The 12,880-nt window shown below is 41.9% G+C and carries 9 protein-coding genes; 7 read left to right on the top strand and 2 right to left on the bottom strand.

The window, feature by feature from the left end; all coding sequences use genetic code 11:
- Positions 1-290 precede the first annotated feature (290 nt).
- Together ACFO4R_RS05475 and ACFO4R_RS05470 are read left to right on the top strand one after the other, a co-directional pair.
- Positions 291-1,586: a putative DNA modification/repair radical SAM protein gene (locus ACFO4R_RS05475; protein ID WP_379788040.1), complete on the top strand. Its 1,296-nt coding sequence runs from the start codon at positions 291-293 to the stop codon at positions 1,584-1,586.
- Entirely contained in the window at positions 1,586-2,344 is a 759-nt protein-coding gene (locus ACFO4R_RS05470; protein ID WP_379788039.1) for a TIGR03915 family putative DNA repair protein, read from the top strand. Before ACFO4R_RS05475 ends, ACFO4R_RS05470 begins: the two co-directional genes overlap by 1 nt.
- A 598-nt stretch (positions 2,345-2,942) precedes the next feature.
- Here the strand turns inward: ACFO4R_RS05470 and ACFO4R_RS05465 are convergent.
- Positions 2,943-4,364, bottom strand: coding sequence for a YfcC family protein (locus ACFO4R_RS05465; RefSeq protein ID WP_379788038.1), 1,422 nt, complete (start codon positions 4,362-4,364; stop codon positions 2,943-2,945).
- 508 nt (positions 4,365-4,872) lie between these two features.
- Positions 4,873-6,105, bottom strand: a complete 1,233-nt coding sequence (gene arcA / locus ACFO4R_RS05460) for an arginine deiminase (RefSeq protein WP_379788037.1) — start codon at positions 6,103-6,105, stop codon at positions 4,873-4,875.
- Between the two features lie 946 nt (positions 6,106-7,051).
- Between arcA and ACFO4R_RS05455 the strand changes: the two genes are divergently transcribed.
- The 5 genes from ACFO4R_RS05455 to ACFO4R_RS05435 all read left to right on the top strand — a co-directional run bounded on the left by ACFO4R_RS05455 (position 7,052) and on the right by ACFO4R_RS05435 (position 12,528).
- Positions 7,052-7,381 (top strand): cyclic-di-AMP receptor, encoded by a 330-nt coding sequence (locus ACFO4R_RS05455; RefSeq protein WP_379788036.1) that lies wholly within the window; start codon positions 7,052-7,054, stop codon positions 7,379-7,381.
- A 437-nt stretch (positions 7,382-7,818) separates the two neighbouring features.
- Positions 7,819-9,318, top strand: coding sequence for a YjjI family glycine radical enzyme (locus ACFO4R_RS05450; protein WP_379788035.1), 1,500 nt, complete (start codon positions 7,819-7,821; stop codon positions 9,316-9,318).
- A complete protein-coding gene (locus ACFO4R_RS05445; protein ID WP_379788034.1) occupies positions 9,311-10,159 on the top strand; it encodes a YjjW family glycine radical enzyme activase in 849 nt (282 codons plus the stop codon). Before ACFO4R_RS05450 ends, ACFO4R_RS05445 begins: the two co-directional genes overlap by 8 nt.
- Before the next feature lie 422 nt (positions 10,160-10,581).
- Positions 10,582-11,256 (top strand): DcrB/PsbP domain-containing protein, encoded by a 675-nt coding sequence (locus tag ACFO4R_RS05440; protein WP_379788033.1) that lies wholly within the window; start codon positions 10,582-10,584, stop codon positions 11,254-11,256.
- Between the two features lie 384 nt (positions 11,257-11,640).
- Complete coding sequence (locus tag ACFO4R_RS05435) at positions 11,641-12,528, top strand: DUF4300 family protein (protein ID WP_379788032.1); 888 nt, start codon at positions 11,641-11,643, stop codon at positions 12,526-12,528.
- Positions 12,529-12,880: the final 352 nt, after the last annotated feature.

Genomic DNA, 12,880 nt, shown 5'->3' with positions numbered 1-12,880 from the left:
AACCTCCTCTGTTTTATACGAGTATCTCACATTTTTTACGTTTTGTAAAGTATTGCGTAGACACGCTCTAGGAGAATAAATTTACAAAAAATTCTCTTTTTATTCACGAAAATCCGATTTCGTATCGCTTATTGCAAGATCTATCCTTTCTTCGTAGAACAAACAAAACATATGTTTTCATTTTTCTTTCTTTATGCTATAATAAAAAAGAACATATGTTCTTGTATCTGCAACGCTAAGACAACTATTATTGCCTGCAACGATTTTATACTATAAAAGGTGGTGAAACCATGCAAATTATCCATCATAACATCGATACCCTAAAAAAAATAGAGATCCTGTCCGATGCGGCAAAATACGACGTGTCTTGTTCTTCGAGCGGGAGTACCCGAAAAAACAAGAAGGGAGGTCTCGGGAACGCCGAAAAATCGGGAATTTGTCACAGTTGGACTCAAGACGGTCGTTGTATATCCCTTCTCAAGATCCTTATGACCAACCACTGTATCTTTGACTGTGCCTACTGTGTCAACCGGAGGAGCAACGATGAAGCGGAAAGAGTCATTCTTTCTGTGGAAGAAATCGTTTCGGTCACTGTAAACTTCTACAAGCGCAATTACATTGAGGGGCTGTTCTTAAGTTCAGGGGTATATCAAAGCCCGAATATCACCATGGAGAAGATGTATCAGGTCGCATGGAAGCTACGCCACGAAGAGAACTTCAACGGTTACATCCATATGAAGGCAATTCCCGGCGCCTCTAAAGAATACATTGACCGGGTGGGCCGCCTTGTCGATCGTATGAGCATCAACATCGAACTACCTTCCGAAAAAAGTTTGAACCTTCTCGCTCCCCAGAAAAAGAAGGACCTCCTATTTTCTCCTATGAAACAAATCCGAAATCAGCTCTTAGAGACGGCAGAAGAGAAGAAACTGTTCCGAAGTGCCCCCGACTTCGTACCGGCCGGGCAGACGACGCAGATGATTATCGGAGCCACACAGGAATCCGATCGCGATATCCTTCTTCTATCCGCCTCTCTGTACAAGAAGATGAATATGAAGAGGGTCTATTTCTCCGCCTTTGTTCCGACTTCGGAAAACTCTCTGCTTCCGGCGCTCAAAGAGCCTCCCCTTCAAAGAGAACACCGCTTATACCAAGCGGACTGGCTCCTTCGCTTCTACAAGTTTGAGGCGGAAGAACTCTTGAGCGACGATCAGCCCTTCTTCGATGTGGACTTGGACCCCAAGTGCAACTGGGCCTTGAAACACATCGAACAATTCCCCGTAGAAATCAACCGATGCAGCTATGAGATGCTCCTTCGCATCCCAGGTTTCGGTGTTACGGGAGCCCTCAAAATCTACCATGCCCGCAAGTATGGGACAGTTGAGTTCCACCATCTGAAACAGTTTGGAGTTGCAGTAAATCGGGCGAAATTCTTCATTACCTGCAACGGAAAATTCAACGGCCATCCTTCAATGAACGCCTTCCATATCAAACATCAAATGTTGGCAAAAAGACCCAAGAAGACCCATCCCGACCAACTCTCCTTCTTGGATTACAAGGGAAACCTCGTGAACGGAGTGATATGATGAAGCCTGTTTTTCGCTATGTATACGATAGAAGTTTTGAAGGTTTTTTGACCTGTATCTACCATTTCTACAAAACGGGAGATCGCGTTTCGGAAATTTGTTGCGATGATATCCACACCTCTTTTTTGGTGGAAAGCAAAAAAATCGAAACGGATCAGAAACTCTCCAACAAGGTCTCGGATGCGATCGCCAAACAGGTTTCTTATGATGCTCTTATGCAGATCTACTTCGCCTTCCTGTCAGAATTGCCGGGAAGGGAGCTCTATCTGTTGGACTATATTCGCCTTTTATTCAAACATGGCTCCTGTATCGAACACCAATTGACACGCGAGTGTGTTCAAAAAGTCCGGACCATGAGCAGAAAGACATCGAGGGAGCGTCACCGTATGCTCGGTCTTGTGCGTTTTCAGATCTACAAAAACATCCTGTATGCTCCGATCGAAACCGAATGTTTTGTACTGCCTGTTTTGGGAGGACATTTTCAGAAGAGGATGCCCAACGAGATCTTTATGATCCATGATGTCAAACGAAGTATGGCTCTAACCTATGATCGAAGAATCCTTGCCCTGTTTCCTCTAAAAGAGTCCGAGCTTGACAGACACAGGAGAGAGGACTTCTTCGAGCAATTATGGCAATCTTACCACACTCACCTCTCCATTGAGGAAAGAAAGAACCCCAAGCTACAGAGTCAACATATGCCCAAAAAATACTGGAAGTACCTCACAGAGATGGTGCCCGAGGGATCCGAAGACAGATAGCCTTGCATATGTGAATTCGGCACTATGAGGTCCATTTGAACTACCGGTCATATATAGACCGTAGATCCGAACCGGAATATACTCGATGATCGAAGAAAAATTTTCCCTCTTTGCAAATTGCTATATCTTGACCGGGTTTTATACTATGGCAACAGCCCATAACTCAAAGAAATCGGTGCAACATCTTGTATGAAGGAGAAGCTCCTTGAACATGTTGATTTGAGAAATATTTACCTTTTACAACTTCATAGCAAAATCAAGTTCTCGCCTTTGTGCGATATCTCCTTACTGTTCATTTTATACTATTATTCTTTTGAGTTGTGGGTGAAAACAAACTTTGACCCATGATAAACCAACTTTTCGTGGTTGGAAAAACAGATATATCTATGCTTCTATTGAAAAATAGTTTACTTGTTGATATCAACGATTTATGTTCCCCGGGAAACGAAATGCCTTTTCGCGGTTACAGCATCGACATGGACCCTTCCGACAGGCGAAATCTTCCGTATTACATCGCTGTCTACAAACTCTTTGTTTCAAAAAGGGAGGACCGTCTTGTAATACGATCCTCCCTTTTTTCAACATCTGTTGCGAGCTCCTACACCCAAACTCCAATAATCAAAAACACAATGGTATATGCGAAGATGATCGCAAGGTATTTCAGCGAAAACTTCAGCCATTTATCATAGGGAACTCTTGCAATGGCAAGCCCTCCCATAACAACACCGCTGGTCGGAGTGATAAAGTTGACCAAACCTGACGCTGATTGGTAAGCTGTGATCACCATGGACCGTGCCACTCCTGCAAAATCCGCCATCGGAGCCATGATAGGCATGGAGAGCGTAGCCAGCCCGGAAGAAGACGGGATCAGGAAAGACATAGGGATGTAGAATACATAGGTCAAAACAATAAAGGATATCCTACCTAGAGAGGCCAAGGTGGTCTCTCCCATATTCAATACCGTTGCAGTGATGTTTCCGTCATTCATAATTATGGTAATACCGCGGGATACTCCTACAACAATGGCAACCCCGAAGAGATCCTTCATACCGTCGATAAAGGCCGTCACAAGTTCTTCCTCCTTCAATCCTGCAACGATACCCAAAACGATGCCCATTGTGAGGAAGAATACACTCAATTCCTGAAAATACCAACCCAAGGTAGGGATAAAAGTAATACCCAAATCGGAAAACGGAATAAGAGAAAAAATCATAAAGATAAACGAAGCGCAGAAAATAACCAGAGCTAAAGAACGTTTTTTTGTCATCTCGGGAAATTCCGCCCCATGTGCCGTTCCGAGAAAATGCTCCTTATCTTGCTTCCATGTGTCATATACGATCGACTTGGTGGGATCCGCCTTGACCTTTTGTGCATAACGCAGGATAAATAAAATCGTGATGACCAAACCTACCGCAAACATCGCCATTCTCAAAAACAAACCCTCTCCGATAGCTACTCCCGCAAACCCCGAAGCGATCCCTGTCGCAAAGGGATTAACTGTTGAAGCCAAACAACCCAACCCCGCTCCGAGCAAGATGACCGATACCGCTGTTACGGTATCGTAGCCTGCAGCAATCAAAATGGGGATGATGAGAGGATAAAAAGCTATGGTCTCTTCCGCCATGCCGAAGGTAGATCCCCCGAGTGCAAAAAGACTTGTGAGTATGACGAGCATGATCTTTTCTCTACCCTTAAATGTCTTTGTTATTGCCGCAATCCCTGCATCAATCGCTCCCGTCTTCATTACGACTCCCAAGAATCCTCCTATCATCATAATGAAGAAGGATACCTGTAACCCGTCATAAAACCCTTTTACCGGCGCTCCTAAAACCTCAAAAATTCCTTGAGGCGTATTTTCTATTCTCTCATAAGTTCCTGCAACAGGAATGTTCTGTCCGTTCATTTCCGTCATCTGATACTGTCCTGCCGGAACAATCCATGTCAATATTGCAACAATGACGATGATCGCATATAAGATGGTATACGATGTCGGCATCTTAAACGTTTTCTTTGTTTTCATACTACTTCTTCTCCTTACTATCTATATCAATTTTTCTCGATCCTGTACCAAAATCCCGTACCCCTTTTCGAAAAACAGTTCTCCGCCCGAAATAACTCCCCGTGAGATGAAAGAGCGCTTCTTTGCCTAGAGAGGGATGCAATCTGCCCTTGCACGGCTTTGACCCGTAATGCCTCTCTCAATATATACCACTTGCCTTTCACACTTTTTCCTGTGAAACTCTCCATCATAGAAGATCCTTTGTTTATTCTAAGATTCAACCTTTCTCCGCTTTGTCTTTCCCGTTTGTTTCCACTTCCGCTTCAAATACGCGTCTTTCCTATTCTCCTTTGTTCTTTTTTTCAACCTTGTATATTCAAGCTCTTCATCAAAATTTTTTGTACTTCTTTTTTCTTTGTTCAGAAAAATATCTATTCCTTCAAATCCACGAATCGAAATTTTCTATCTTTGTAAGACATAAAAGCAAAACAGGAGACCGCTAAGGTCTCCCTGTTTGTCTTCAGTTGTTCTAAATTTCTTCTCTCCATAGAGGCATGGACATACATCTTGGGCCTCCACGTCCTCTGGACAACTCGCTGGAAGGCATGATGTGCAGTTTAATTCCCTGTTCCTGCAACAGTTTATTGGTGACATGGTTTCTTGCGTAAACTACAACCTCTCCCGGAGCGATTGCCAAGGTGTTTGCCCCGTCGTTCCATTGTTCTCTTGCTCCTGCAATCGGATTTCCTCCTCCGCAACGAATCAAGGTAACCTTTTCGATCTTCAAAGCTTCCGCCAGAACCTTATCCAACTCCTTGGTCTCTTTTTCTATTTTAATGCTGCCGTTATCTTCTTTTGTGATCGAATATACGGTAAGCGGTCCTTCGATCTCCGGATGGATGGTAAATTTATCGTAATCCACCATGGTAAATACGGTATCCAAGTGCATAAATGCCCTCTTGTTAGGGATGTGAAGTGCCAGTACGGTTTTGAAACTTTCGTTCGCTTCAAAAATTCTGGTCGCCAGCTTCTCAACCGCAGCCGCATCCGTTCTCTCGGAAATTCCTACCGCCAATACTTCCTTGGACAATACCAATTCGTCTCCGCCTTCGATCGCACTCGTATCGGTTCTGTCATACCATCTGGGAATATCGGCATCTTTAAATCTCGGATGATACTTAAAGATATATTTTGCAAAGATGGTCTCTCTTTGTCTCGTGAGGTTTCTCATACGGTTAAGCGAAATTCCATGTCCTAAGGTAGCAAAAGGATCTCTCGTAAAGTAAAGGTTGGGCATGGGATCGACGATAAAGGGATATTCCGAATCTACCATATCGCTCAAGCTTGTTTTTTTATAGTCGGGAAGTTCTTCTTTTTCAATTCCCTCCATCATTTTGATTACCATATTCAAATTTGTATCTATGTTTAAAAGCAAATCTTTTACCAAAGACTTCTTTTTCTTTCCTTCAATATGTGCTTCTTCGATAAATTCATCGACGAACTCATGTTTGATCTCGTCGGAAGTCAGGGCTTCGGCAGCCAGTTCTTCCAAATAAAGCACCTCTACACCGTTCTCTCTGAGAATGTTTGCAAAGGCATCGTGCTCTTCTCTTGCAATCTCCAAGTATGGAATGTCATCAAACAGCAATCTGTCCAATAAATCAGGAGTCAAATTCTCGATCTCCTTGCCCGGTCTGTGTAAAAGGACCGTTTTAAGCCTTCCGATTTCTGAGTAAACGTTAAGGCAACGCCTGTTAGTCATAGTACTCACCTTTCCTTTCAAAGTTGTATTCAATGATCGTAAGCCGCTTCAAAACATCAATTCAAAGTCTTTCCCTATCAAGATATACAAAATTTTGCAAAGCGACCACAAATTAAATATATCATATTCTGCTTTTTTTTAAAAGGAAAAAGAAAAAACGCCCCCATATTTTCTCTCTTCCATTCTCAAGTAGAATACGTTTTCCCCGCCTCTGTAAGAAGCTCTTCCCCAAAAGAGTTCCAAGGATTGTAGAAGCCACCCTGTAACCGTACCGGATCCGTGTAGAGGCGATGGATTGTGGAACTGATTTCGCACTCCCGTTACAGGCTTCAAGGGTTGATTTCGTACATCAATGCTGTTGTAAGTGTCAAAGAAACACCGTACAAAGGAAAGTTTCTGATTTTCCTCCAATTTTGTAAAATACGAAAGTCTGTCATATCAATATTTTTAAGAATTTCATCCTTCGTATAAAATTGGTTTTGTGCTGATTTTTCAAATTATGCGGTATCTTCTCCTTCTTTTATTTACCCTTTGTTCGAAAACCGTAATCCGTCGCATGGCGAACAACACTCTTCACTTTCAGCCCAAAGGATTGAATAACAAGCTTTTCGGGTATATAAAAATTACAAAAAGAAATATATCCGCATCTCTTCCTGTACTGTAATAAGAGGTCTCTCTTTATATTCGCACATCGAATTTTGAGATTCCAATTCCCCGGAAGGTATGATAAACTAGCGATATAAGGAAGGAATAATTGCCGTTATAGATTTCCCTACCGTGTTTTTATACAATTATCCGATTGAAATTCCATCTGTCAGAGACAATATGGATATGCAATACGCCTAATCGTTCAAAGACGTTCCGCTCTCGATGACATATCTGTTTATTGAAAGGGATAACGGTATGATACGTTCCCGTTGTTATATTATATGAAGGAGGTTTTTTTATGAAACTGGTTATAGCTATTGTAAACAAAGACGACACCTCACACTTAACAAAAGATTTGATCAAGCATGGGTTCTACATCACAACCCTGAACACCACAGGAGGTTTTCTCCGTAGCGAAAATCATACCTGCCTCATCGGGGTCGATGATGACAGAGTGGATGAAGTAATGGAGATCATCGAAAGAAATTGTAAAATGCGTAAAAGTATTATCCCCGGTACAATGGCCGACTTCTATCCGATGGCGGGACATATTACCGTTCCTTTGGAAGTTACCGTCGGTGGTGCAACGGTCTTTGTCTTGAATGTGGATGAATTTAAAAAGCTTTGATTTCACTTCTTTGAAGAAATTTGTTGCAATGCAACAGCAGTATGGAGCCATTTGAGCATGAAGAATGACGTTTTTGAAATCCTATTTTTCACAAAACTCCGATTATTTATGCTATTTCTCTTTGTGCATTTTCCCTTGCAGGGACAAGCCAAAAAGGAAAGAGGATTTGAATTCTTTACTCTTTTACTGTATAATACCGGTACGGATTTGAATTGTATCCATATCGAAGTCAAAAACAAAAATATAGATACCGAGTCTGTGTATTCTTGTTGAAAACATATGATCAAAATAATCAAGAGCATTGCTCTCTTAAAACATTTTTTGAGAACGCAAACGTTTGAGTAATTGTATTTGATCCTTTAAATGTCTAAAGTCGTTAAGGTCGTCCTTAATATATTGAAAGTTACAATGTTTTATTCGTTACAAAGGAGGAAGTTATGTCCGATGTTATTCTGTCTTTGATCAAAGACCCTGTATTAACCTATCATCAAAAAGTCAATGCTCTTGCTCACGCGGCGGAAGATACTCTCAATGTTTTCCGAATCACTCCGCAGCTTCAAGCATATCTGGATGCAGGTGCGATCTGTGATCTCTTTGAAGGGAGTGCACCCTATCGTCCAAGATACATCACTATGGATTTTGAGAAGTTTATGAAGGAAGGAAGCGAGTTTCTGGAACTGCAACCTCCAAAGGATATCTGGGAAGCGACCAACAATCTGATGATCCTTTACCATCACATTCCGTCCATTACGACCTTCCCTGTCTATGTAGGAAACCTCGATACCCTTCTCGAACCTTTTATAAACGATGTGGATGAGGCTTATCGTGCCATCAAGTTTCTTCTCCTGCATATTGACCGAACTATTACCGATTCGTTCTGTCATGCAAACATAGGTCCTCACAAGACCGTGGCGGGAGAATTGATTCTGAAGGCAACTCAGGAACTCAATACGATGACGCCCAACATTACTTTGAAATACGATAAGGATATTACCCCCGATGACTTTGCCACCCTTGCGATCGAAACCTCTATCAAGGTTGCAAAACCGAGCTTTTCCAATGACAAAATGTTCCGAAAGGACTTTGACGGAGACTATGCCATTGCAAGCTGTTATAACGGTCTAAACATCGGCGGAGGCGCTTATACCTTGGTACGGATGAATCTTGCAAGGCTTGCTCCTTTGGCAAAGGACTACGAAGATTTTATGGGCAATGTCCTTCCCGACGCTATTGAACAAATGGCTCATCTCATGGACGAAAAAGTCCGTTTTCTGGTTGAAGAAAGCACCTTTTTTGAAAGCAGTTTTCTCGTAAAAGAAGGTTTTATAGACAGAAAAAAATTCAGCGGCATGTTCGGTATGGTCGGTTTGGCGGAATGTGTCAACCACTTTATCGGAGCTGAGAAAAAAGAAGATCGTTTCGGACACAGCAAAAAAGCAGATGATATGGGTGTCGAAATCATAGAAAAGATGACGGAGCTCGTCCATAACAGACCTGCAAAATATTGCGAGATCACCGACGGGCACTATGTGATGCACGCTCAGGTCGGTATCGATACAGACCACGGGATCAGCCCCGGCTGCCGAATACCGATTGGAGATGAACCGTCCTTCCCCATGCATATCAAACAGACGGCTCGTTTTCACAAATACTTCAAATCCGGAATCGGAGACATCTTTCCCTTTGATGAAACCGCATGCAAAAATCCTTCATCTATTCTCGATATCATCAAAGGAGCCTTTGAAGAAGGGATGCGTTACTTCTCCCTTTATGGAGGAGATGCCGACGTAATCCGTATCACGGGCTATCTTGTGAAAAAGTCCGAGATGGACAAGCTCTATAACAAGGAGCAGGTCATCCAACAGACCGTCGTCTTCGGCCTTGGAGCCAGGGAAAATTCTCATATCCTGGAAAGACGAGTTCGTGGCGATGAATAGATTGCACGTGAACAAAATCATACCTTTCAGCAGCGTAGATGGCCCGGGAAACCGTATGGCCATCTTTTTGCAAGGCTGTAATTTCAACTGCCTGTACTGTCATAACCCTGAAACGATAAATCTTTGCAATCATTGCGGCGTCTGTGTTACACACTGCCCCACAAACGCTCTCTCCTTACGGGAAGGTCGTGTTATCCATCAACCTGAACTCTGCATAGACTGCGATACCTGTATCAATGTCTGCCCTCATAACAGCAGCCCCAAGGTTCGTTCTCTCTCCTCGGAAGAGATCCTTCTTCAGATCGAGAGCTATGTCCATTTCCTGTCAGGGATCACTGTGTCGGGAGGAGAATGTACGATCCAACACAGAGCCTTGATCGAATTGTTTCAGTCGGTAAAACAACACTTTCCCAAATTGTCCTGTTTCATTGATACCAACGGAGGAGTCCCCCTTTACACAACTTCGATGGAGAAATTTGTAAGTTCGTTCGACAAAGCCATGCTCGATATCAAATCTTGGGAGAAGAAATCCCACCTTTTGCTGACCGGAAAAGACCCTTCCATCGTAAAAAAGAACCTCGACTTTCTCCTGGAGGAGGATAAGCTCTTTGAGATAAGAACGGTGATTGTACCCGAACTTGAGGACCACCGAAGGCTCGTTGCAGATATCAGTTCTTATGTCGCAAAAAAAAATCCCTCCATTCGCTATAAGCTAATCCGTTATCGTCAGATAGGTGTCCGTCAGCAAGTTCTGCAATCCTATTCACCTGCTGATGAATATATGGAAGACCTCTCGCAAATCGCAAAACAGAACGGTTTAATCGATATTCTCATTATCTGATTACTATCCATTTGAATAGTTGATATCGATGAGCTCATCTTCTTCAGACTTGAAACGTTTTATTTTGAAGAGCAAGGCGAATATAAGCATATAACATGAAAGACCACAGCAGAAAAAATCATTCCCGATATATCGTTTGATACAAATAAAAGTTATGTGATTTTTGCAAAAGAATTGTCTAATTGTATAAAAAACAAGATAATTCGGTAACAATCCGGTATCAAAAGATTTACAGTCTTGTCATTTTTATTGCAATTACAATATGTCTATGATAGTTTATAACACATAAAGTTTTGTTTTTCCCTCTTTTCACTACAAAGAGGGAGAAGCAGGCATTGTTTTTATCGACACTTCCGTTTTCAGGTCGGAAAATACACTTTCCCGCCCAAAACGAACAACAGATGATGAAAGGATGATTAAATATGAAAAGAAAAATAGCAGGCTTTATGTTGGTAGGAATGTTAGCTGTCTCCCTCGCAGCTTGCCAGGGTACAAAGACCACGGATACTCCTGCTCCGGATGCCCCTACAACCACCGAGCAGGAAGGCGACATGGGAAATGAAGACATCGCCATGGGAGAAAGCATTCTCCAATGGGGAAGCATTGTCTCCATTGATCAGGATGCAAATCAAATCGAAATGCAATTAAACGATGCCGATTCTTCCATGAAGCTGATTTTAAATACGACCAAGGACACTCCCGTAATCGATTCGGCTTCCGGAGAAAACCTTCCTATGGATGTTTTGAAGGAAGGAAGTGAGATTTATGCTTGGGTTTCTCCTGCCTTTATGACAAGTCAACCTCCTCAAACCTCAGCAAACATTCTTATCGCAAACATCGAGCAAGGAACCGTTCCAAACTACCAAACGGTTGCAAGTGTTGAAAAACAGGACGAAGGTTTTGTTATTACAACAGCGGACGGAATAAAATGGAATTTTGAAGAAGGAACTTCTTTGAAAGCCTATCCTTCTTATGAGGATGTAAGTATAGAAACCCTGAAACAGGGAAACAAGTGTCTGTTTTGGCCGCAACAGATCGCTGCTCAAGCCCAAGATAATTTGATTCTTCAACCCGAAAAGATTCTTATTATGGAATAAGTCCACAAAACGTTACACTTCTTATCTGTTGAAATCGTAAATAAGATGTGATCCGTCTTTATCCTATTCTCTGTTTGAACTGTGATGTATAATATGTCATTACCGAAAAACAAGTTGGAGAATGCCACAATTGGACGTGTTCAAATGGCCAATTTTAATAGATCATAAAATTAACTTTGTCAACTATAAGATTTTTATACTGTCATTGATTGTATTGCGGCTGATATCGTTTGAAATCGTCATCTGTCCCAAGCTTTACAAAGTTAACATCTCAGCTATTTCAACCGTATCATAGTATTATGCCTATAAAGCCGAAATTATCTTCCTTGTCGATATCGACAGGGAAGATAATTTCGGCAAATTGTTTTTGGAGGTGGATTCTTTATGAAAAAGTTTATTTTAGCTCTGGTAACACTTTCCCTTTTTACCGCCTGTTCCGGCAACAAACAGACACAGTCTTTTGATACTTCTTCTGCCTCGTCCGCTGTCTCATCGGTCTCCTATCACAATATTGTAGGAGAAACCTCTCAAAATGAGGTTCGAGAGCTCTTGAAAGGGCGAATCGGCAATGAAAGCGCCGAGCTGTTCCTCAATGATGTAGCAACTTACAACGCTCTTATTCCCAACTTGCGGAAGGAGTACAAAGAGGTAGCTTCCGTCCCCATTTCTTATGACGAAATGAGCATTGCGAGTGCTTGGGAAAAATCCAATCCCGAGTTTATCGGAGAAAATTGTCGAATTACAACCTTCGGTCTGATCAAAGATGCAATTGAGCTCGAAGCAAACAAAGACATTCCTCCCAACCTTCCCTTCGACAACAACTCCCTCGAAAGCACGGGAAAGTTTAATTTGGACGAACAGCACAAGTTCAACACCTATTATCACCAAGTTCCCACCGAAAACACACAGGATATTGAACTCCATGTAAAGAAGATGAAGGACTATTATCAAAAAATCGGTCTGCACTACAACCTGCCCGAAGATGTCAGTGTTATCTCTGTCGTATTTCATGACACAATCGATCCTGAAAATATCAATCTGTTTGTCGGACATACCGGACTTCTCATCAAGGAAAAAAACAACTATACCTTTATCGAAAAACTTTCCTTCGATCTCCCTTACCAAATCGTTCGTTTCAAGGACAAACAACAGCTTAACGACTATCTGATGAAATACTATGATGTCTCTTGGGGACAAGACATGGCACGCCCCTTTATTATGGAAAACGGAGAGCTTCTGAAGGAGTATCGTACCTTGCCGAATACTCCCTAAAAACCGTTTTTCCCGATCTATGTTCCTCTATAAAAACAAAGATTGTTCTACGATATTCTACTTACTTCAAGGAGAGGTCAAATAAGCTCCGGTATATTGACACATTGATATTCCGTTTTATTTCTTCTCTTCGTTTATAAATCGAAAAAGTGGATATCGAAGACAACATGATACCGATATCTATTAGAATTGACAATTTGAACGCCTTGGAGCATATCATCCTCCGAGTTGTTTTTCGGTAATGATATGTGTTTCTGATACGATTACCTGTTTTAATCACCCGGTTATCTATATGAGCTTTCTATACGATTATCTATTAAAATTGTCCGGTCGTAAAGTTTAAATTCTACGA

It is taken from the genome of Filifactor villosus, assembly GCF_042652965.1.
Taxonomy (GTDB): Bacteria; Bacillota; Clostridia; order Peptostreptococcales; family Filifactoraceae; genus Filifactor; species Filifactor villosus.
The sequence above is the reverse complement of the archived record's forward strand: the minus strand, read 5'-3'. Positions and strand labels throughout refer to the sequence as shown.

Excerpts from the sequence above, each read along its gene's own strand:
- ACFO4R_RS05470 (WP_379788039.1), top strand. The coding sequence starts at position 1,586 with ATGAAGCCTGTTTTTCGCTATGTATACGATAGAAGTTTTGAAGGTTTT.
- ACFO4R_RS05435 (WP_379788032.1), top strand. The coding sequence starts at position 11,641 with ATGAAAAAGTTTATTTTAGCTCTGGTAACACTTTCCCTTTTTACCGCC.
- ACFO4R_RS05445 (WP_379788034.1), top strand. The coding sequence starts at position 9,311 with ATGAATAGATTGCACGTGAACAAAATCATACCTTTCAGCAGCGTAGAT.
- ACFO4R_RS05475 (WP_379788040.1), top strand. The coding sequence starts at position 291 with ATGCAAATTATCCATCATAACATCGATACCCTAAAAAAAATAGAGATC.
- ACFO4R_RS05455 (WP_379788036.1), top strand. The coding sequence starts at position 7,052 with ATGAAACTGGTTATAGCTATTGTAAACAAAGACGACACCTCACACTTA.
- ACFO4R_RS05450 (WP_379788035.1), top strand. The coding sequence starts at position 7,819 with ATGTCCGATGTTATTCTGTCTTTGATCAAAGACCCTGTATTAACCTAT.
- ACFO4R_RS05465 (WP_379788038.1), bottom strand. The coding sequence starts at position 4,364 with ATGAAAACAAAGAAAACGTTTAAGATGCCGACATCGTATACCATCTTA.
- arcA (WP_379788037.1), bottom strand. The coding sequence starts at position 6,105 with ATGACTAACAGGCGTTGCCTTAACGTTTACTCAGAAATCGGAAGGCTT.
- ACFO4R_RS05440 (WP_379788033.1), top strand. The coding sequence starts at position 10,582 with ATGAAAAGAAAAATAGCAGGCTTTATGTTGGTAGGAATGTTAGCTGTC.